The organism is Cupriavidus pauculus (assembly GCF_008693385.1).
Classification (GTDB): domain Bacteria; phylum Pseudomonadota; class Gammaproteobacteria; order Burkholderiales; family Burkholderiaceae; genus Cupriavidus; species Cupriavidus pauculus_D.
Genome location: NZ_CP044067.1, coordinates 1,242,501 through 1,263,018 on the forward strand (window position 1 = coordinate 1,242,501; position 20,518 = coordinate 1,263,018).

The 20,518-nt window shown below is 67.2% G+C and carries 14 protein-coding genes (1 of these 14 running past the window's edge); 8 read left to right on the plus strand and 6 right to left on the minus strand.

The features are described from left to right. Nucleotides 1-414, plus strand: partial view of a 3'-5' exonuclease family protein gene (locus FOB72_RS23970; RefSeq protein ID WP_150375163.1) — the 3' end only. Its footprint begins 1,194 nt before the window's first position; the window shows 414 of its 1,608 coding nt (coding positions 1,195-1,608); its start codon lies beyond the left edge, outside the window; it ends in the stop codon at nucleotides 412-414. Nucleotides 415-522: 108 nt separating this feature from the next. Beyond that, nucleotides 523-942, plus strand: coding sequence for a hypothetical protein (locus FOB72_RS23975; protein ID WP_191002396.1), 420 nt, complete (start codon nucleotides 523-525; stop codon nucleotides 940-942). On the opposite strand, the gene FOB72_RS23980 is transcribed toward FOB72_RS23975, so the two are convergent. Beyond that, nucleotides 939-2,735: an ATP-binding protein gene (locus FOB72_RS23980; RefSeq protein WP_223851779.1), complete on the minus strand. Its 1,797-nt coding sequence runs from the start codon at nucleotides 2,733-2,735 to the stop codon at nucleotides 939-941. The genes FOB72_RS23975 and FOB72_RS23980 overlap by 4 nt on opposite strands. A gap of 191 nt (nucleotides 2,736-2,926) precedes the next feature. Between FOB72_RS23980 and FOB72_RS23985 the strand changes: the two genes are divergently transcribed. Further along, nucleotides 2,927-3,613 carry a histidine phosphatase family protein gene (locus tag FOB72_RS23985; RefSeq protein ID WP_150375164.1) on the plus strand — a complete coding sequence of 229 codons (687 nt, stop codon included), beginning with the start codon at nucleotides 2,927-2,929 and terminating at the stop codon, nucleotides 3,611-3,613. Nucleotides 3,614-3,654: 41 nt separating this feature from the next. Here the strand turns inward: FOB72_RS23985 and FOB72_RS23990 are convergent, their stop codons facing one another. Both FOB72_RS23990 and FOB72_RS23995 read right to left on the minus strand, forming a co-directional pair. Further along, nucleotides 3,655-4,437 (minus strand): SDR family oxidoreductase, encoded by a 783-nt coding sequence (locus FOB72_RS23990; RefSeq protein WP_150375165.1) that lies wholly within the window; start codon nucleotides 4,435-4,437, stop codon nucleotides 3,655-3,657. A gap of 136 nt (nucleotides 4,438-4,573) precedes the next feature. Beyond that, nucleotides 4,574-4,921, minus strand: a complete 348-nt coding sequence (locus tag FOB72_RS23995) for a hypothetical protein (RefSeq protein WP_223851780.1) — start codon at nucleotides 4,919-4,921, stop codon at nucleotides 4,574-4,576. A 319-nt stretch (nucleotides 4,922-5,240) separates the two neighbouring features. Here FOB72_RS23995 and FOB72_RS24000 point away from each other — a divergent pair, with 319 nt between their 5' ends. The 3 genes from FOB72_RS24000 to FOB72_RS24010 all read left to right on the plus strand — a co-directional run bounded on the left by FOB72_RS24000 (nucleotide 5,241) and on the right by FOB72_RS24010 (nucleotide 10,472). Beyond that, a complete protein-coding gene (locus FOB72_RS24000; protein ID WP_411859876.1) occupies nucleotides 5,241-7,616 on the plus strand; it encodes a mechanosensitive ion channel family protein in 2,376 nt (791 codons plus the stop codon). A 490-nt stretch (nucleotides 7,617-8,106) separates the two neighbouring features. Continuing rightward, nucleotides 8,107-9,357: a helix-turn-helix transcriptional regulator gene (locus FOB72_RS24005; protein ID WP_150375166.1), complete on the plus strand. Its 1,251-nt coding sequence runs from the start codon at nucleotides 8,107-8,109 to the stop codon at nucleotides 9,355-9,357. A gap of 86 nt (nucleotides 9,358-9,443) precedes the next feature. Then, nucleotides 9,444-10,472 carry an alpha/beta fold hydrolase gene (locus FOB72_RS24010; protein ID WP_150375167.1) on the plus strand — a complete coding sequence of 343 codons (1,029 nt, stop codon included), beginning with the start codon at nucleotides 9,444-9,446 and terminating at the stop codon, nucleotides 10,470-10,472. Between the two features lie 223 nt (nucleotides 10,473-10,695). On the opposite strand, the gene FOB72_RS24015 is transcribed toward FOB72_RS24010, so the two are convergent. Both FOB72_RS24015 and FOB72_RS24020 read right to left on the minus strand, forming a co-directional pair. Next, nucleotides 10,696-11,751, minus strand: coding sequence for a glycoside hydrolase family protein (locus FOB72_RS24015; RefSeq protein WP_223851781.1), 1,056 nt, complete (start codon nucleotides 11,749-11,751; stop codon nucleotides 10,696-10,698). After that, nucleotides 11,748-14,153 carry a di-heme oxidoredictase family protein gene (locus FOB72_RS24020; RefSeq protein WP_150375168.1) on the minus strand — a complete coding sequence of 802 codons (2,406 nt, stop codon included), beginning with the start codon at nucleotides 14,151-14,153 and terminating at the stop codon, nucleotides 11,748-11,750. The genes FOB72_RS24015 and FOB72_RS24020 overlap by 4 nt, the downstream gene beginning before the upstream one ends. A 285-nt stretch (nucleotides 14,154-14,438) precedes the next feature. Here FOB72_RS24020 and alkB point away from each other — a divergent pair, with 285 nt between their 5' ends. Together alkB and FOB72_RS24030 are read left to right on the plus strand one after the other, a co-directional pair. Beyond that, complete coding sequence (gene alkB / locus FOB72_RS24025) at nucleotides 14,439-15,098, plus strand: DNA oxidative demethylase AlkB (RefSeq protein WP_150375169.1); 660 nt, start codon at nucleotides 14,439-14,441, stop codon at nucleotides 15,096-15,098. 134 nt (nucleotides 15,099-15,232) lie between these two features. Then, on the plus strand, nucleotides 15,233-16,654 hold the full coding sequence (locus FOB72_RS24030; RefSeq protein WP_150375170.1) for an SLC13 family permease: 1,422 nt from the start codon (nucleotides 15,233-15,235) through the stop codon (nucleotides 16,652-16,654). Nucleotides 16,655-16,679: 25 nt separating this feature from the next. On the opposite strand, the gene FOB72_RS24035 is transcribed toward FOB72_RS24030, so the two are convergent. Next, nucleotides 16,680-20,366, minus strand: a complete 3,687-nt coding sequence (locus FOB72_RS24035) for a hydantoinase B/oxoprolinase family protein (protein WP_150375171.1) — start codon at nucleotides 20,364-20,366, stop codon at nucleotides 16,680-16,682. Between the last annotated feature and the right edge of the window lie 152 nt (nucleotides 20,367-20,518).

Consider the following 20,518-nt stretch of genomic DNA (forward strand, 5'->3'; position numbering starts at 1 on the left):
GAGACGATGGCGAGCCATCGCGAACGGCTGGTAGCGGCGCTGCAAACCTCGGCGCTGCGGCCGTGGCCGTTCGCGGGGGCGATTGCATGGCGCGAAGGACCGGCTCCGCAGCCATGGCATGTGGTCGAGGACTGGTGCTATCTGGGCTCGGTCGCGCAGCTCGAAGCGGCCGCCGGACTCGTGACCGGCAACGGCGAGGCAAATCCGGTGCGTTTCGATGCCGATACCTATCAGATCCTGCTGCCGCACCTGGCCACACTGATCGCCGACGCGGTGCCGATCGAAGCCACGCGCCCATTCATGCTGACCGCGTTGCCGCCACTGCTGCCCGCCCCGGCCGCGCAGGCGCCGACGCGTGCCACGAAACGAAAGACTCAGTCCGCCAGCATCCTGCAGCAGCCTTTGTTCGCTTGATCGTGCAACGGATGCCGTTCCGTGCGCCGACACACATATGCGGATTGCCTTCCCTGATACCGCTCGGATAGTCTGCGGCTCAGGGCCCGTCAACTCGCTGGAGCCGCCATGTCCGCGTTGCCCCTCCGCCTCGTTTCGCGCGCGCTCGCCGCGCCCTGTGCCCTGCTCCTGCTTGCCGCGTGCGGTAGCTTTGAAGGCAATGCGATGCAGCGCGTGTTCGACTCCTGGAAATCGGCGCCCATCGAGGAAGCGAAGGCGCAATGGGGACCGCCGCAGTCGGTGCAGTCCGTGCCCGGCGGTACCGCTTACGTGTGGGTCGACGAGGTTCCCGCCGCGCACCCCCCGGGCAGCGGTCCGCGCGAGGGGGCCGTCGATCCGACGCCATCCACGGCGCGCTGCCAGCGCAAGCTCGTGGCCGGGCCCGATGGCAAGGTGACGGGTGGGGAATGGAGCGGCACCGCGTGCTGCACCCAGACACTCATGGGCCGCTGCGCGGCGCTGCTCAATCGCACCAGGGCGACCGGCTAGTCGTTTTCGTCTTCCAGCCCATCGCGCGCATCCTGCACGGTTTGCGCGATGGCCAGGCGCAGTGCGTCCGCGGAGATCGGCTTGTGCAGCACGCGATAACCGCTGGCATGGAGCGCGCGCAATCGGTCCGGCGCGGTATCGCCGGTGACGATCAGGCCCGGGACGGGCGCATCGAGATATTCGCGCAGCCACGCGATCGCCTGGTCCCCGGTGACCTGATTGGCCAGCCGGAAGTCCGCGAGGACCAGATGCACGGGTGCCGGGCCCTGCTCGCGCGCGCGCTGGTGCGCGGCGCAGGCCTCCTCGACCGAGGCGCCCGCGTAGACCAGATGCCCCCAGAACTTGAGCAGGTCGCTCAGCGCGGACAGGATCTGGGGATCGTCGTCCACGAGCATCACGCCATAGCACTCCAGCGGCTGGACGCCACCCGAAAACGCCGATAGCGGCGCATCGATCGCGGACGGCGCGGCACCGTCGCGCGCGAGCGGCACGGTGACGGAGAAATTGCTGCCCTTGCCGGGCGTCGAGCGCAACGAGATGGGATGGCCGAGCAGGCCGGCCAGCCGGCGTACGATCGCGAGCCCGAGGCCGAGCCCCTGCTCCGCCGGCGCATCGGTCAGTTGCGCGAACTCCTCGAAGACGAGTGCCTGCTGCTCGGGCGCGATGCCGGGGCCGCTGTCGATGACCTGGATCTCCATCGCGCCGGGCCGGCGCCGCGCGCCGACGAGAATGCGCGCCATGGGCGCATAGCGGATGGCGTTGCTGAGCAGGTTATCCAGAATCCGCCGCAGCAGTTCGGGATCGCTGTCGATCCAGGCTTCGGTGACTACCACGTCCAGCCGGCAGCCCTGGCGGCGGGCCTGCTCCACATACTCGTCGCGGATATCGTCGAGCAGCGTCGCGAGCGGCAGCGGCCGGCGGCGTATGGTGACGAGGCCCGCGTCGAGACGCGACACGTCGAGCAGCCCGTCGAGCAAGCCACCCATGCGCTCGAGCGTGGTGTCGAGGCGCCGGCCGAGCTGGCGCGCGCCATCGGCGCCGACATCGCCGCGCTCGGCGACCGCCGACAGCGAGGCCGACAGCAAACCCAGCGCATGCAGCGGCTGGCGCAGATCGTGGCTGGCGGCGGCGAGGAAACGGGTCTTGGCGAGGTTGGCGGCATTGGCGCGGTCGCGTTCCCGCTCCAGTTGCCCGATCAGCGCGACATTCTCGAAGCGCAGCTGCACGCCCGACAGCAGGTTGCGGTACGTCACGCGGCCGAAGTAGACGTTAACCACGTACAACGCGAGCGCGAACATCAGGAACACGCTGTAGATCGACTCGTCGCGCAGCATGCATGTGATCACGAACGGCGCCACCATGATGGTCATAAAGCCGATGTACACGCCCAGCCGCGCCGACAGGCCGGGCATTGCGCCGCAGGCCATGCCGGCCAGCACGATGCATGCGAAGGCCACCCACTCCGGTTCGGGTGGGAGCAGCCACAGGGAACCGAGGAACCCCCATAACGCCGCGGACAGCCACGAGAAAATGGCGAAGCGCGTGACCCACTGCCTGGGGGTAGTCGTTGCCGAGTCGCCGTGCCGGAAGAACTTCAGCGACAGACCGATGCGGCAGAACGTGAGCACATAGATGGCGCCCATCCATGCGAGCAGCAGATGGTAGGAGGGGGTGTCGCGTAGCGCGTAGACGACCGCCGCCGGAATCACGAAATTGGCAAACAGGATGCCGTGCGACTGACGATACAGCAGCCGCACCATGGCGGCCTCGATGTCGTCACCGTTGTGGGTCATGAGCGGCGGCAGAAAGGCGGTTCGAGATGGTTACAAAGGGGGGCGCGCAAGATATATAGCACCGAAGCAAAACGCCCGATACCCCCCATGCAGCGCGACAATACTTCGTATGAATTGTTAGGGGACATGCTTCTTCCATGCCGGAGCGACCGCCTAGAATCGCTCGTCGTCAACCCTCTCCTGGTGCTTCCATGGCCATGCTCTTTCTTGTCCGTCACGGACAGGCTTCCTTCGGCGCCGAGAACTATGACCGCCTTTCCGACGTCGGCCGGCAGCAGGCGCGCTGGCTCGGCGAATATTTCCGCGATCGCGGCGTGGCTTTTCGCCGAGTGCTGGCCGGCTCTCTCGTGCGCCAGCAGGACACAGCGGCCGAAATTCTTGCGGGCATGGGGGTGGCGAGCGGCGCGGCGGGCCTCGATATCGGCACGCACGCGGGTCTCAACGAGTACGACGGCGAGGCGCTGTATCGATGCTTCACCGATGGGGCCGATCATCGCGCCCATCAGAACGGCGACTATCGCGACTACTGGCGCACGTTCCGCGCGGCCTTTCAGGCGTGGACCGAGGACCGCCTTGCGGGCATGCCCGAGACCTGGGCGGACTTCGGCGCCCGCATGCGGGGCGCACTGACCCATGCGACGGAAGGCGCCGCGCGCGAGGATGCGCTGCTCGTGGTGAGCTCGGGTGGCGCGATCGGCCGCGCGGTGGCGGACCTGCTCGGCGCGCCGACCGCGACGGCGATCGAGCTCAACCTGCAGTTCCGCAATACGGCGTTCTGCGAGGTCATCGTCGGGCGCGACACGCAGCGGTTGCTGAGCTTCAACAACGTGCCGCACCTCGACCTGCCCGGGCGCCGGGAGGCGCTGACCTTCGCCTGAGTTGTCGGCGATGGCGCCCGCGCCCGGATCTCGTCGTGCGCTCAGATCACGCCGCCGTTCACGCGGATGGTCTGGCCATTGACCCAGGAACCGTCGGGGCCGGCCAGCATCGAGACCACCGATGCGACTTCTTCCGGCTTGCCCAGGCGTTCGAGCGGGGGCGCCTTGGCCGCACGCGCGATGACCTCTTCCGACTTGCCCTCGAAGAACAACTGCGTGGCGATGGGGCCCGGCGCGACCGTGTTCACAGTGATCTCGCGACCGCGCATTTCCTTGGTCAGCACGTGCGTCATTGCTTCCACACCCGCCTTGGTCGCCGCATAGGCGGCGTACATCGGCTGATAGAGCCCCACCACGCTCGACGACACGTTGACGATGCGGCCGCCCGAACGCAGGCGGCGCGCAGCTTCGCGCAGCGTGTTGAACGTGCCCTTGAGGTTGATGGCCACCTGCCGGTCGAACAGCTCGTCGGTGGACTCGGCCATGGTGGCGACCTTCATGATGCCGGCGCTGTTGACGAGCACATCGATGCCGCCGAACGCGGTCTCTGCCGTATCGAACAGGCGCGCCACCGCGGCCGGATCGCTGACGTCGGCCTGCGCCGCGACCGCGCGGCCGCCGGCCTTGACGATGCGGGCAACCAGCGCTTCGGCTTCCGAAGCGCGGCCCGCGTAGTTGACGATAACGGCAAAGCCGTCGCCGGCCAGCCGCTCGGCAATCGCGGCGCCGATGCCACGCGAGCCGCCCGTGACGAGCGCGACCTTGCGGCCGTCGGCGGCGGTACCCGCGTTGTGGGAGGTCTGGGATTGAGTCGCTGCATTCATGATCGTTCTCCTGGGTCGGTGCGTGCCGGAGATGTCCGGCGCGCTTGACCTCACTATGGACGACCGAATGCGGAAGATAATCGGTACTCTTTCGCGAACACTGTACGGATAATACGAACAATAGCGAGCGCGGCAATCAGACCGCCAGCGCTTCGCGATCGCGCGCAATGGCGGCCTCGCGGATCGCATCGGCCTTGGCGGCAAGGCGCAGCGCGATGTCTGCGCCGCGTTGCTCGGCCACGCGGGCGATAAAGGCGTCGCGAAGCGGCGCACGCAGCGTGGCCACGTGGGAGGCTTCGCAGAACAGCTGCCACGCCTGCGGCTGGCCGGCGTACGCATCGCGCCGGCTCAGCATCGCGGCGTCGATCGCGGCGGCAATCCGGGCTTCAAACTGGGCCTCGAGCGGCATCCGGCAGGAAGCGTCGAAACGGAACGCGCTGCCGTGCATGGCGGCATGGTCGGTATAGGCTGCGGCATGTTGCATGGTGTCTCTCCCCGGTCCCTCGGTTTGCATGCGTGGTGTCGTGTCGGGCTATCTCTGCAAAGCGCATGCCAATGGACAGCGGGGCCGCGGGCGAACGGCGGGCGACACTGCCAGCGGGGCGCCGGGCCGCGCGGGGCGGGCGTTCCGGCGTTTGCCACCCTACTTGCGCCGGGGGCGCGGACCGGGGAACACCGTGGGACGCGGGACGTTACGGGTTACGTTACGGGCGGTGACAGGGAACGGGACGGGGCGACGAGAGGTTGCGTGCGGAGAATGTCCAGAGGTACCCAGCGCCTCCCGATGCGCTACAGTGACGCGCATGTCGAACGATGACCTGACGCCCATGCTTCTGCCGCCGCGCCCTCGCTCCATTCGGGATCTCGTGCGTCCGGCATTGGCGTTCGTCCTGCTGACCTGGCTGAGTCTGACGATGCTGGCCGCGCCGCCCGCCCACGCGGCGTCGGCCAATCCGCTGATCGCCGCGGCGCAGAAGCTCGAGGCCAGCGCGTCGCCGCCCGCGAGCGAGCCGCTCGCGCAATCGCTCGATCAGATCATCGGCACGCTGCAGAACGACAAGCAGCGCCAGGCCCTCGTCGATCAGTTGAAAACGCTGCGGAGCGGGCTCGACGCCTCGGGCGTGGCGGCGCCCGGACCGGCCAGCGGCGCGCAGGCGGGACTGATCGGCGTGGTGACGAAGGCGCTCGATCAGGTCGATAGCAGCCTGGACAAGCAGCACGGCGCGCTCCAGTACTGGAGCTGGCGTATCCGCTTTGCGGGCGAGGAATGGCACGCCGCCCTGACCATGCACGACACGCGGCCGAAGATCGTCTCGATTCGCGAGTTCGGGACCGTGCTGGTGGCATGGGGCGTCGCGGGATGGCTGCTCTGGGAACTCGGGCGGCGCCTCCATCAGCGCCGGCTGCAGCCGGCACGGCCGACGCATTTGCCCAGCGTGCCCTCGTGGATCGACGTGGGCATCTATTTCATGCGCCGCATCGGACCCTGGATCGTCGCCTTCGCGCTGACCGTGCTGCTGACCTATCAGGTCTTCGGCCGGACCCCCGCGAGCATGGCCGCGGTGCTGGTGGCGCTGTCGATCGTCTGCGGCGCGCTGCTGACAGCGTTCTGCCAGGTGATCTTCGCGGTGTTCTCGTCCGCGCATCGCGCCACTGCCGTGCGCGACCTGCTGCACCATTCGCCGTGGCTGCTGTTTGCCACGGGCGCGCTGGCCGCGCTGGGCGAGGCGGCCACCGACAGCCGGGTGATCGCGGCGCTGGGCGCGAGCCTGTCCGCGCTGATCGGCACCTTTGCCAATATTCTCGCGGCCGTCCTGATCGCGATATTCGCCATCCGGTTCCGCCGGCAGATCGGCCACCTGATCTCGTTCCGGCCGCTCGCGACACGCCAGTCCTACCCCGCATGGATGGACGTGCTGCGGCTGGCGGGCCAGGCATGGCATCTGCCCGTGCTGGCGGTGGTCATCGCGTCCGTGCTCGGCACGCTGATGGCCAGCGGACGGGCCGACGAGATCCTGCGCCGCGCCGTGGTATCGGTGACGCTGTTCGTGGCCGCGACGTTGCTGAACCTCGTGGTCGGCCGCTCGCCCAAATCGACCACACGGCCGCCGCGCCTGCGCGATCGCCTGCGCTCCGCCTATATCGCGCGCTTCGGCCGCTTTGCGGTGGCGCTCATGCGCGTGGTCATCTGGTTTGCGTTCCTGGAGATCACCGCGCGGGTCTGGGATACCTCGCTGATGCAGCTCGCGCAATCGACGCTGTTCGGCCGGCACGTGGTGCAGGCCACCGTGAGCGTGATTGCCATCGTGTTGCTCGCGTGGCTGATCTGGCTGCTGATCGATACCGCGATCACGCAGACGCTCTCCCCCACGCATGGCCGCGTCGGGCAGCAGCCGAGCCTGCGCGCGAAGACGATCCTGCCGCTGGTGCGCAACGCGTCGTTCGTTGCGCTGCTGATCATCGCGCTGATCGCGGTGCTCGCGAACCTTGGGGTCAACGTCACGCCGCTGCTCGCGGGCGCGGGCGTGGTGGGCCTGGCCATCGGTTTCGGCGCGCAGAGTCTCGTGCAGGATCTGATCACGGGCCTGTTCATCGTGATCGAGGACTCGATCGCGATCGGCGATTCGATCGAGCTGCCCGACCATTCGGGCGTGGTGGAAGGCATGACCATCCGGACCGTGCGCCTGCGCGACGGCAAGGGCGCGCTCCATACGCTGCCCTATAGCCAGATCAAGGCCGTCAAGAACCTGTCGCGCGGGTACGCGTACGCCGTGTTCAATATCTCCGTGGCCTACGACAGCGACTTCGATCGCGCGCTGGAGATCATCCGGAGCACGGGCACGGAGGTGTCGCGCGATCACCGCTATTCGCGCAACCTGCTGTCGAGCCTCGATATCCTCGGTCTCGACCGATTCGACCCGAATGGCATCGTCGTGCTTGCGCAGTACAAGACGCGGCCGCTCATGCAATCCGAAATCGCGCGCGCGTTCAACGTCCGCCTCAAGCGCAATTTCGACAAAGCCGGTATCCGCATGGCCGCCCCGCGCGTGACGGTGCAGGTGGATGGCGGCGCCGCGCATACGGATGCCGAGATCCAGGCTGGGCAGGCTGCCGCCGACGATATTGCCAAAGCCGCGGGAGCAGCAACCATCACTTCCGCAGCCACGAATTCTGCCTGACGGATTCTCGCTTAATGCCGAAATTGCGAAATGGGACGCCTATGGCATATGGCTGTCGTTTTTGCGCAAACCCTGTCGAATCAAACGCTTGACTGATTGCAATCGCAAGGCCGGCGCGTAGTATTGCGCGAGCTATCGATTGTTGGAACGGGCGTGTGATGCGCAATGCCGGGTGCCCGCGCAACGAGGCGATAGGACCAGGCATGACAGGACCTACGTGATTGCCAACTTTCCCGCAATCTGAGTAGGGACGGCGAAAGCCGCTGCTGTCAGCCCCCTCCAAGGCGGGATTCTCCCGCATTGGGTTTTTGGCCGATGATTGGTCTATACGAAGCGGAAGGCACCAGTCGCCATCCCGCCCGAGAGTCGCGACAAGAGAAGCGTTGCCGCCGGCACCCGCCGGGGCGACGATGGTCAGCATACATATAAGGACCACGCCTCGCCGCAGTGGTCTGAGGAAACAAGGCGTTTGCCACCGGGGAAAATCATTATGGGCGAACACCCGTCTACCGACGATCAATTCCATCACCTCGTCGACTGCATTTACGAGTCGGCGATGGACGTGGCCGCCATGCCGGTCGCCCTCGATTTATTTTCCCAGTACACCTGCACGACGAGTCCACGCTATCTGATCTGGGACAAGCTCGCGGGTGAGACGCGCCTTGGCGTGACGCCGCACGGCTGCTTTACCAACGCCGCCGCCATGCCCGAGAGCATGCGGGTGGTGCCCGAGTACGTCGGGCATGGCAACGGATCGGCGATCGATACGTTCACCCGCGCCGTGGACAGCCCGCTGATCGCCATGCGCCCGCAGGCCATGACGCACACGTTCGACTGCCATGGCCTCGAACAGGGGATCCGGCTGTTCGATACCAGCGACGTCTGCGTGCTGATGAGCGCGATGGCCGGAAGTGCCGCGACGGGCGATCTGTCGAACGATCATCGCGAACGCCGGCTCGCGCATGTCATGCCCCACTGGGCACGTGCCGCGCGCATGCAGCATCGCAACTTCGAACTCAGCGGGCTGGCCTCGATGGGACTGGCCGGGCTCGACACGCTCGACTTCGGCGTGATGGTGCTGCAGGCCGACCTGCGCGTGCGCTATGCCAACAGCTGGGCCGAGTCGCTGGTGCAGGCCGATTCCCACCTCTCGCTCGAACATGGGATGCTGCGCGCGCGGACAGAGCCGCTGCAGGGCGTGCTGTCGAAGATGCTGCAGTCTGCCGCGCTCGGTGGCCGCAACGGTACCGCGGCTGCCGGTTCCTGGATGCATATCACCTCCGGCGGACAGCCTGTGCCGCTGATCGTGGTGCCGCTGGTGTCGCGCCAGCCCGTCGAAGGCCCCTGGCAGTTGCCGGCGGCCATGCTGCTGATGGGCAATTCCGAATCGCGATCGGTGCTCGACGCGGCGGTGCTGACCTCGCTGTTCGGCCTGTCGCGCAAGGAGAGCATCATTGCGATCCGGCTGGCGGCCGGCGAGACGCTCAACGAGATTGCCGAGCGCGAGTTTCTGTCGCCGCATACGGTGCGCGTGCATATTCGCGATACCCTGCGCAAGACCGGGACGCATCGGCAATCCGAGCTCGTGCGGTTGCTGCACCTGCTGCCCGGCGTGGATCTCGGACGTACGGGATCCGCGGCCAAGAGCGATGCGCGCAGTTTGGCCAGCTCGACCAGTTCGACCAGCGCCTCCAGTCCGCGGGAGGGGCGTCCGGCGCGGCAGGCCGTGCGTTCGCGCTGAGCGGAGGACGCCGGGCATAGGAACTTTGCCCATGCGTGGGGGTCAGTTTGTGCGACCATCTTCCTCTCCCCGACGCGAGTTTCCTCATGCCGCCCCTTCGTTCCCTCTTTGTCACTGCCACGCTGAGCGCCTGCGCGCTCGCCGCGCCGTTGGCGGCCATGGCCGCCGACGATGGTCCCGCCTATGGGCCTGAGCTCGAAGGCTTCGATTATCCTGCGCCGGTGCAGCGCTTCTCGTTCACGTCGCAGGAAGAGCCGATGCAGATGGCCTACCTCGACGTGCAGCCGACCGCCGCGCCCAATGGCCGTACCGCCGTGCTGCTGCATGGCAAGAACTTTTGCGCCGCGACCTGGCAGGAGACCATCAAGCAACTGACGGGCGCCGGCTATCGCGTGATCGCGCCGGACCAGATCGGCTTCTGCAAGTCCACCAAGCCGCAGCGCTACCAGTACACGTTCCAGCAGCTCGCGCGCAACACGCATGCGCTGCTGACCTCGCTGGGCATCGGGCAGGCGACGGTCATCGGGCATTCCACGGGCGGGATGCTGGCGATGCGTTATGCGCTGATGTATCCGAAGGAGACGCAGCAGCTCGTGCTCGTGAACCCGATCGGGCTCGAGGACTGGAAGGCCAAGGGGGTGCCGTCCCTGTCCGTGGATCAGTGGTATCAGCGCGAGCTCGGAACGACGGCGGACCGGATTCGCAAGTACGAGCAGGCGACGTACTACTTCGGGCAGTGGAAGCCGGAGTACGAGCCCTGGGTGCAGATGCTCGCGGGCATGTATCGCGGGCCGGGGAAGCAGATCGTGGCCTGGAACTCGGCGCTGCTGTACGACATGATCTATACGCAGCCGGTGGTGTACGAGCTCGGGGCGATCAAGACGCCGACGTTGCTGCTGATCGGCGATCGGGATACGACGGCGATCGGCAAGGATGCGGCACCGGCGGAGGTGCAGCCTTTGCTGGGGCGGTATCCGGAGCTGGCGAAGGCTACGGCCAAGGCGTTGCCGAACGCGACGCTCGTGGAGTTTCCGGAGCTTGGGCATGCGCCGCAGATGCAGGATCCGGGGGCATTCCACAAGGCATTGCTGGAGGGGATGGCTCGGGTGAAGTGAGGTTGGCCCTCTCCCCCGGCCCCTCTCCCCATGGGAGAGGGGAGAAAACCTAAAACAGTAGATTTTCTATACCCCCTCTCCCCCGGCCCCTCTCCCCATGGGAGAGGGGAGAAAGCCAAAAACAGTAGATTCTCTATACCCCTCTCCCCCGGCCCCTCTCCCCAAGGGGGGAGGGGAGAAAACCCACGGTTGCCCAAGTCCTGAGGCAAGAGGGGGAGCGTCCTCAGAATGGCAGGCTGATATAAAGCTTCCCCAGGTCCGTCAGCTGCCCATCCGCGCCAAGCAGGCTCGTGAAGTGCGTATCGTTGTCCCAGCGCCCCGTGAACCACGCATAGCGGAACACATCCGTGCGCTGCTCGCAGGTCGCGACCATGTCTTTCATCTGGGCCATCTGCTTGGCCGCCGAATCGATGGCCGCGTTGCCGTCGCCGACGTGCCAGTTGGCGAACTCGGTGACCCAGAACGGCTTGCCGTATTTCACGAGACGATCCAGCTGTCCCGACAGGCCATAGTCGTACCAGTGGAACGCGATGTAGTCGATCTGCGGATCGCGGTTGCCGTTGGCGGCGCGGTACTCGGTGTAGAACGCGTCCAGCCATGCCACCGGATCGTTGAACCCGTTCCCCATGTTGCCCCACGTGATCGCCGGACCCACGAGCTTGACGCCCGTGTGCTGCGCCACGGCCTCGTAACGCGGCCACAGTGCCGCCGCGTCGCGGGGTTGCAGGTTGGCCTGGTCGCCAAGGTTCGGTTCGTTCAGCAGCAGCAGGTACTTGATCTTCGGATGCGCGCGCAGGTAGGCCTCGATGGCATTGCCGTCGAAGTTGCCGTTCCACAGCATGGGGATGTAGTCCATGTTGTAGGCGGTGCTGGTATCGGACGCCGCGGCGCTGTTGGGTTGCGAGCCCCAGTTGTACCACCAGCTCACCCCGGGTGCGAGCGCGCCGAGGTCGTTGGCGCTGCGCAGGTCGTAGGCCACGCCGCGCTTGGCGCTCTTGGTCACGCCCGGCGTGCCGACGTTGCCCGTGCCACCGCTGTTGCCGGTGCCGCCGTTGTTGCCCGTGCCACCGGTACCGCCCGTGCCGGTATTGCCGTTGCTGCCCGAGCCCGACGACGGCGCACCGCCGGTACCGCCGCCGACGCTCGCGTCGTCACCGCCACCGCAGGCGGCGAGCGTCATCACGAGCAGTGCCGCGCCGAGCCAGCCCGCCGCGCGCCGCCACATTGCGCCCCGATTCACGGGGAACGTTGCCATCGCATTCGTTTGCAGGGTCATCATAGGGATTTCACAAAGTCGATCAGTTGCTGACGGTCGTCGGCGCTCAGTGCCTTGAACCGGTCCCGTGCGGCGCTGCCCTGGCCGCCGTGCCAGAGAATCGCTTCCTCGATGGTGCGCGCGCGGCCGTCGTGCAGGTAGCGCGTATTCGGATCGATGCTCGCGAGCAGGCCCAGCCCCCAGAGCGGCGCGGTACGCCATTCGGCGCCGCTGGCGTTGCCCTGCGGATAGTTGTCCGCAAGGTCCTGCCCCATGTCGTGCAGCAACAGATCCGTGTACGGATGGATCAGCTGGTTGCGCAGTTCGGCAAATTTGTGGGCGCCGCCGGTCGTGAGCGACGCCGCGTGGCACGACGTGCAGCGGGCCTGCGTGAACAGCTGGCCGCCGCGCGCCACGCGATCCTGCATGCGGCTCTCGGCCTGCTGCGCGGCGGTGATGGTAGCCCCGCCCTGCTTGAGCTGCTCGACGATGGTCGGTGCCGGAATGCCGTTGAACTGCTGGCCCCTGAAATGACGCTGGGCCGGAACGCCGAGCAGGCTCAGGTAGTGCGAGATGCGGTCGACATCGGCATCGGCAAGCTCGGGGCTGTTCGCATCGGCGGCACGGCAATCGCTGCCGGCCGTCGCGCGGCCGCAGAAATGCCTGGGCAGCATCGACGTGGTCACACCCATGTCGCCATTGAGCGCGTCGGCGGTCTGCTGCAGCACCGTGGACGACGATGCCTTCCAGCCGAAGCGGCCCACACGCGAGAGGCGCGGATCGAGCGCGTCGGGCACGACCTGCACGCGGCCGAGCGTGCCGTCCGGATCCGTCGCGCTGGCCTGCGCCAGCGCGACGAGCGTGGATTCGGGCACCGCTTCCAGCAGGCCCATGCCCGCAAGGTGCGGCGACGCGCGCACCGACATGCGGTCCGGCATCGGCAGCGTGTTGCCGCTGACGTCCGTCAGCGTGTAGACCGGCGTTTGCAGGGTATAGGCGGTGCCATCCGGATACTTGCCCGACGTATTGCGATAGCTCGACACGCGCAGGATCGCATTGCGGCCATCCCACGTGCGGCCGCCATCGGTGACGAGGCCCTGCCAGATACGGCCGCCGAAGCGGCTATCGGGCACGACGTTGCCATTGGCATCGGCCGAACCCGTCAGCACGACCATATTGTTGAGCGGTACGTTGAAGCCCGGCGAGCTCTTGCCGTTGTTCGTGTGGCACTGCACGCAGGCCGCTTCCTGAAACTTCGGGCCCGCGCGGTTCGCGAGCGTGTCGAACAGCGTCGGATTGCCGGCCTCCACGTGCGCGCCGGTCAGGAACGACGAGTGGAACAGGCGGCGGCCTTCCACGAACGGCTGGATATTGCGGCCGGCGATGTTCGGCGACGCCTGCAGCAGCTGCATCTCCGGTTCGTTCGACGCATCCTCGTGCAGCGTCATCATCGGTCCGCCCGCGAACGCTTCGATCGGAATCAGCTTCGTATCCCACGGAATCGCGGCGGCGTCGCAGCATGGGCCGCGGAACCACGGCACCACGCCGGGCGAGCCGACCTTGTAGGTGATGACGTCGGCGTAGTAGTTGAAGCGGCCCAGCGCATCGCCCTGCCTGCCCGCGAGAAAGATGCCGAGCTCGAATTCGACCAGATCGCCATTGCGCAGCCCGCGGTTCAGGCGCGGCAGCGTCTTGATCTGCTTGACCAGCACGAACTCGCCATCCTGCGGCGGCACGTTGAGGTCGGTGTCGTAGTTGCTGTCCGGATCCTCGCCCAGACTGTCGTAGTTGGCGATGGGCGTGCTCAGCTCCTGGCCGTCCTTGAGCATGCCCACCGGCAGGCGCTTGACGCCGCCGTTGTCGCCGTACAGGGCCACCGCGGTCGGGCCCGGATCGTCGCCATCGCGGCGGCCGATAAACCCGAAGCGGAAATTGGTGCCATACATCCACCATTGCGGCTTGATGACCAACGTGAGGATTCGCTCCGCCGGATTGGCAGGCGATACGTTGTCATAAATGGTAATCGCGTGGGTCCGGCGTTCAAAATAATGCGGCGCGAAAATGCCATAGAGATCGCCGCCGGCATTGGTGCCCGTTTCCGACGATTCGCGCGCGTGACGATCGCGCACGCGGCCGCCGACGCGGGTCACGAGCGTGCCGTCCGCCAGCGTGTATTGGGTAGACGGCTCGACGCTGGACCAGCTCAGCGGCGTAAAGGCGCCCACCGGCAACGGCTGGTTGGTCGAGGGACCGGTGCCGCCGCTACTGCCATTGCCACCGTTGCCGCCGCTGGCGCCGCTGCCGCCGGATCCATCGCCGCCGCCGCAGCCCGTCAGCGCCAGTATCCCGGCGAACATGCCCGCGCCCAGCAGACGACAGGCGGCCGCCATCCAGCGCGATGGCGCGTCGTTTCCCTGATGCATCATTGACCCTTTTTTGTATGAACGTGCTTTCTTTTTAAATTCGCACGTGTCGAACCATCTGACTCGATAAAACCGTTCGAAAATGCTTGCAAATCGCTAGCGGTAAATAATCGATGCCGATGACACGCGGATGATAAATTAATTGGATGGCTTGTAAATACCCTCCCCGTTAATTTCCGCGATGGTGCACGCGGACGGGGGCCGGCGCCAAACGGGGGCATAATCGGGCGGTCTGGAGGAGTGCGCCACGGCGCGCCTCGTTCCTGGGGTGATTCCCCCCAATGCATCATGACTTTCGACCTCTTCGACTCGCTGCCGCCGGAACCCGATGACGATCCGACCGAGACCCTCGCGCCCGGCGCGGTGTTGTTGCGGCGCTTCGCCCGCGACGACGACCAGGCGTTGCTCGCCGCAGTGGGCGACGTCACGGCCAGCGCGCCCTGGCGGCACCTGATCACGCCCGGTGGCCTGCGCATGTCCGTGGCCATGACCAACTGCGGCAGCTATGGCTGGGTGTCGGACCGCGCGGGCTATCGCTACGATCCGATCGACCCCGACAGCGGACTGCCGTGGCCGTCGCTGCCCGCGCCGTTTCTGTCCCTGGCCGCGCGGGCCGCGGCCGCGGGCGGGTATGACGGGTTCGTGCCCGATGCCTGCCTGATCAACCGGTATCTGCCCGGAACGCGGCTGTCCCTGCATCAGGACCGGGACGAACAGGACATGCGCGCGCCGATCGTTTCGGTGTCGCTAGGACTGCCCGCAACGTTTCTGTTTGGCGGACTGCGCCGGGCCGACCGGCCCGCGCGCGTGCGGCTCGCCCATGGCGACGTCGTCGTCTGGGGCGGCCCATCGAGGCTGGTATTCCACGGGATTGCGCCGCTGGCCGATGGCGACCATCCATTGCTGGGCCACGAGCGCATCAACCTCACGTTTCGCAAGGCGCGATAAGGCGTCGTGGCCTGAAATCGTAAGGGGTTGCCTAAAAAATGTAACTCGGGGGGCGCGCGTCGTCGTACGATTGCCGGACCACGACAATACGCACCGACGCGCACGCGGACGGTGCCATAGCCGAGACAATCGCCATGACCACCACCCCCGCCGCCCCGGCCGCCGTGACGACCGGACGCGCGGCAGACTCGATTCGCGCCGCCCTGCTGATTCTCGCGTGCATTGCCGTGGCGACGATCGCCGGCCACGCGGCGGGCGCCTCGCCCAAGCTGATCCTGGCCGCGGCGCTCGTGCTGTCGACGGTGTGCTGCTGGGCCGTGGGCGTGCTGCCCGAGCCGACCACCACGCTGTTGTTCTTCCTCTGCGCCGTGGTGTTCCATATCGCGCCGCCGGCCGTCGTGTTCTCGGGCTTTTCCTCGGCCGCGTGGTGGCTGATGTTCGGCGGCGCCGTCACCGGTGTCGCGCTGCGCAATACGGGGCTGGCGCTGCGGCTGGCGGACCGTATCTTCCATCAACGCGCCAATCGCTACACGCAGGTCATCGCGACGGTCGCCGCAACGTCGGTCGGCCTCGCGTTCCTGATGCCCTCGACGACCGGACGCGTGCTGCTGCTGATGCCGATCGTGCTGGCGCTCGCGGATCGGCTCGGCTTCGGTCCGCACTCGAACGGGCGCATCGGCATGGTGCTGACCGTGGCCGCGGCGAGCTATATGCCGCCCGCGACGATCCTGCCGGCCAATATCCCGAACAGCGTGCTGCTCGGCGCCGCGAGCTCGCTCTATGGCATCAACCTCAGCTACGGCAGTTACCTGCTGCTGCATTTTCCGGTGCTGGGCCTGCTGAAGACCGTGATCCTGGTCTGGCTCGTGTGCAAGTTGTTTCCGGAGAGCGGGCCGATGCCGCCCCAGCAGGGCGCGAGCCATGCCGCGATGAGCCGGCAGGAACGCCTGCTCGCCGTGATTCTCGCGGTGGCCGTCGCCGGATTCGCCACCGATGCGTGGCACGGCATCTCGCCCGCATGGATTTCGCTGGCCGCGTGCATCGTCTGTCTGCTGCCCGGCATCGGGCTCGTGCCGTCGAAAGCGCTGAACGAGCAGGTACACCTCGTGCCGCTGCTGTACGTGGCCGGCTTTCTCGGTCTGGGCGCGGTCGTGGAGTCGACGGGGCTCGGCACCGCGATCAGCGGCGCGCTGCTGCATTGGCTGCCGCTCGCACCGGGCCATACCGTGGGAAACGTGGGCGCGTTGAGCGCCATGGGCGCCGCGCTGGGACTGGTATCGACGCTGCCGGCGTTGCCGGCCGTGCTGACACCGCTGGCGAAGGATCTGGCCACGGCCACGGGGCTGCCGCTGGAGACCGTGCTGATGCTGCAGGTGCCGGTGTTCTCCACCGTATTCCTGCCTTACCAGTCGCCGCCGATCATGATCGCGATGCAGCTCGGCGGCGTGGGGTTGCGGCACGGCACGCGACTGTGCCTCGCGCTGGCCGCGATCACGGTCGTCGTGCTGCTGCCGCTGGACTACCTGTGGTGGCGCGCGCTCGGCTATCTGCATTGAGCGCGCGCCAGGCGACCGCCGGGCCTCAGGCCCTGCCGTAGCCACCGCCTCCCGGCGTTTCGATCACGAACGCGTCGCCGGCATTCACCGTGGCGGTGTGGGTGGCACCGAAGTGCTCGACGGCGCCATCCGCGCGTTCGATCCAGTTGCAGCCCGCGGCCGCATCGCTGCCACCGGCCAGGCCGAACGGCCGCACGCGACGGCGTCCCGCGAGGATGCTCGCGGTCATCGGCTCGCGGAAGCGGATCTTGCGGATCGCGCCGTCGCCGCCGCGCCATTTGCCGTCGCCACCGCTGCCGTAGCGGATCGCATGCGTTTCGACGAGTACCGGGAAGCGCGTCTCGAGCACTTCCGGATCGGTCATGCGCGAGTTGGTCATATGCGTCTGCACCGCCGACGTACCGTGATGGCCATGACCGGCACCCGAGCCGCCGGCGATCGTCTCGTAATACTGCCGCTGGGCGTCGCCGAACGTGAAATTGTTCATCGTGCCCTGCGAGGCGGCCAGCACGCCCAGCGCGCCGTACAGCGCGTCGGTCGCGGCCTGCGAGACTTCCACGTTGCCCGCGACCACGGCGGCCGGGTACACGGGGTTCAGCATCGAGCCCGTCGGAATCACGATATCGATCGGGCGCAGCACGCCTTCGTTCATCGGAATCGCTTCGTCGATCAGCGTACGGAACACATACAGCACCGCCGCCTTGCAGATGGAGCGCGGCGCGTTGAAGTTCGTCGGCCGCTGCGTGCTCGTGCCCGTGAAGTCCACCTTGACCTGGCCGCGCTCGCGATCGATCGACACGCGCACGCGGATCACCGCGCCGTCGTCCATCTCGCACGCGTACTCGCCTTCCTTGAGGTGCTTCGCGGCGCGGCGCACCGCTTCCTCGGCGTTGTCCTGCACGTGGCCCATATAGGCCATGACGACATCGCGGCCGTAGTGGTGGATGGCCCGCATGAGCTCGTTGACGCCGGTTTCGCACGCGGCAACCTGTGCAATCAGATCGGCGATGTTCTGGTCGATATTGCGCGCCGGATGCGGGCCGCTCGCGAACAGCTCGCGCACGGACTGCTCGAGGAACACGCCATTGCGCGCGATACGCACATTGTCCAGCAGCACGCCTTCCTGCTCGATCGACACGCTGGCCGACGGCATCGAGCCCGGCGTGATGCCGCCCACGTCGCCGTGGTGGCCGCGCGCGGCTACGTAGAACAGCAGGTCGCCGTCGTTGCGATCGAACACGGGCATGACCACGGTGATGTCCGGCAGGTGCGTGCCGCCGTTGTAGGGCAGGTTCAGCATGTAGACGTCGCCGGGCGCCATATGCGCGCGGTGGCCGTCGATCACGGCGCGAACGCTGTCGCTCATCGAACCGAGGTGCACCGGGATATGCGGCGCGTTGGCGATGAGGTTGCCCTCCGCGTCGAACAGCGCGCACGAGAAGTCGAGGCGCTCCTTCATATTGACCGAACGCGAGGTCTTCTCGAGCGTGGTGCCCATCTGCTGCGCGATGGACATGAACAGATTGTTGAAGATCTCCAGATGCACCGGATGGCGTTCCGTCGTGATGCCGCCATGACGGCTGCGTTCGCCGGTGCGCGCGAGGCGCAGCGTGCCATCGTCGAGGACGGTCGCGGTCCAGCCCGGTTCGACGACGATGGTCGAGATGTCCTCGCTGATCAGCGCCGGGCCCGCCACGCTGTCGCCCGCGGCGAGCGCGCGGCGGCGGCGCAGCGGGACGTCGCCCCAGCCGGCTTGTGCGCCGTCGTCTTCCGACGTCACGTGCAGCGTCACGGTTTCGTTCGCCGGCACGGCATTGCCCGCGGCGGCGGACTTGCCCTGATGGCCCGCCGCGGCCAGCGCGCCTTCGCGCGTGCCCGCCACATCCATCACGCCGATCGCTTCCACGGCGATGGACTCGATGACCAGCGGCTTGCCTTCCATCGCAAAGCCGAAGCGCTGGCGATGCGCCTGCTCGAACGCAAGCCCCATGTCGGCGGCATCGGCACGATCGACTTCGATCGGGGTATCGGTGTCCTTGTACTTGATACGCGCGCGCTCGACGTAGGTCACCGCATTGGGCGGCACCTGCTGTGCCGCGAGCTCGCCGCCGGCCTCGTCGGCCACGCGCGCCCATACGCCTTCCAGTGCCGACACTGCGCGGTCGTCGAGCACCTCTTCCACCGCGAATTCGCGTAGCGCGCGCAGGTCGGACAGGCCCATGCCAAGCGCGGACAGCACCCCCGCGAACGGATGGATCACCACGCGGCCGATGCCGAGCACGTCGGCCACGCGGCAGGCGTGCTGGCCGCCCGCGCCGCCGAACGAACACATCGCATAGTCGCTGACGTCATAGCCGCGCTCCACCGAGATCATCTTGATCGCGCGCGCCATGCTGTCCACCGCCACCGACAGGAACCCTTCGGCCACGGCCTCCGGCGTCATGGCCACGCCGCTCTGCGCGGCCACGTCGTGGGCCAGCAGCGCAAAGCGCTCGCGCACGACGTCCACGTCGATGGGCTCGTTGCCTTCGGGGCCGAAGACATGCGGGAAGTGCTCGGGCTGGATGCGGCCAAGCATCACGTTGCAATCGGTGACCGTCAGCGGGCCGCCGTTGCGATAGCAGGCGGGCCCGGGATTGGCGCCGGCCGATTCCGGCCCGACCTTGAAGCGTCCGTTCTCGAACGTGCAGATCGAACCACCGCCGGCCGCCACGGTATGCACGTGCATCATCGGCGCGCGCACGCGCACGCCCGCCACCTGCGTCTCGAATACGCGCTCGTATTCGCCGTCGTAGTGCATGACGTCCGTCGATGTGCCGCCCATATCGAAGCCGATCACGCGATGTTCGCCGACGTTGGCACACGTCTTGACCGCGCCGACCACACCGCCGGCGGGGCCGGACAGGATCGCGTCCTTGCCCTGGAAGCGCTGGGCGCTGGCCAGCCCGCCGCTGGACTGCATGAACATCAGCGGCGTGGGACCCGTGTGCCGCGTCACGCGGCCGACGTAGTCGCGCAGGATCGGCGACAGGTACGCGTCCATCAGCGTGGTGTCGGCGCGACCGACGATCTTCATCAGCGGGCTGGCCTCGTGGCTCACGGAGATCTGCGTATAGCCGATTTCGCGCGCGATCTTCGCCACGCGGCGTTCATGTTCGCCGTGACGATAGCCATGCATCAGCACGATGGCGATCGCGCGGATGCCGGCCGTATAGGCATCGGTCAGCGCGGCGCGCGTCGCGGCTTCGTCGAGCGTCCGTAGCACGTTGCCCTGCGCGTCCACGCGCTCCTCGATCTCGACCACGCGCTCGTAGAGCTGGTCGTGCAGCGCGATATGGCGCGCGAAGATGTCGGGCCGGTCCTGATAGCCGATGCGCAGCTGGTCGCCGAACCCCCGCGTGATGGCCAGCACCGTGCGGGCGCCCTTGCGCTCGAGCAGCGCGTTGGTCGCGACCGTGGTGCCCATCTTGACCACTTCGATGCGTTCGTGCGGCAGCGGCGCGTCGGCGGCAAGGCCGAGCAGGTCGCGAATGCCCTGGATCACCGCGTCTGGATAACGCGAGGGGTTTTCGGAGAGCAGCTTGTGCGTGACAAAGCCGCCGTCGGGACGCAGCGCGACGATGTCCGTGAAGGTACCTCCACGGTCGACCCAGAATTGCCAGCGGCGGGCGGTGTCGGATGCGAACGATGGGGTGGGAGCGGGGGTAGGCATGGTGGCAGTCTTCCTCTTCGGCAGCTTCGGTGGCGTATGCACGGTGGCATGTGGAATTTTTCGGGCATTCTGCAAAACGACGGCGGCCCCGGTCCAACTAGAAATCTTCGGCCCAATGCATAAGAAAATCGCATGCTCCTTTCCGATGCCCT

Bases quoted from the DNA above. Each gene is read 5' to 3' on its own strand.
- FOB72_RS23990 (WP_150375165.1), bottom strand. From the start codon at position 4,437: ATGAATGCAGCGACTCAATCCCAGACCTCCCACAACGCGGGTACCGCC.
- FOB72_RS23995 (WP_223851780.1), bottom strand. From the start codon at position 4,921: ATGCAACATGCCGCAGCCTATACCGACCATGCCGCCATGCACGGCAGC.
- FOB72_RS24005 (WP_150375166.1), top strand. From the start codon at position 8,107: ATGGGCGAACACCCGTCTACCGACGATCAATTCCATCACCTCGTCGAC.
- FOB72_RS24035 (WP_150375171.1), bottom strand. From the start codon at position 20,366: ATGCCTACCCCCGCTCCCACCCCATCGTTCGCATCCGACACCGCCCGC.
- FOB72_RS24030 (WP_150375170.1), top strand. From the start codon at position 15,233: ATGACCACCACCCCCGCCGCCCCGGCCGCCGTGACGACCGGACGCGCG.
- FOB72_RS24010 (WP_150375167.1), top strand. From the start codon at position 9,444: ATGCCGCCCCTTCGTTCCCTCTTTGTCACTGCCACGCTGAGCGCCTGC.
- FOB72_RS24000 (WP_411859876.1), top strand. From the start codon at position 5,241: ATGTCGAACGATGACCTGACGCCCATGCTTCTGCCGCCGCGCCCTCGC.
- FOB72_RS23980 (WP_223851779.1), bottom strand. From the start codon at position 2,735: ATGACCCACAACGGTGACGACATCGAGGCCGCCATGGTGCGGCTGCTG.
- FOB72_RS24020 (WP_150375168.1), bottom strand. From the start codon at position 14,153: ATGATGCATCAGGGAAACGACGCGCCATCGCGCTGGATGGCGGCCGCC.
- FOB72_RS23975 (WP_191002396.1), top strand. From the start codon at position 523: ATGTCCGCGTTGCCCCTCCGCCTCGTTTCGCGCGCGCTCGCCGCGCCC.
- alkB (WP_150375169.1), top strand. From the start codon at position 14,439: ATGACTTTCGACCTCTTCGACTCGCTGCCGCCGGAACCCGATGACGAT.
- FOB72_RS24015 (WP_223851781.1), bottom strand. From the start codon at position 11,751: ATGATGACCCTGCAAACGAATGCGATGGCAACGTTCCCCGTGAATCGG.
- FOB72_RS23985 (WP_150375164.1), top strand. From the start codon at position 2,927: ATGGCCATGCTCTTTCTTGTCCGTCACGGACAGGCTTCCTTCGGCGCC.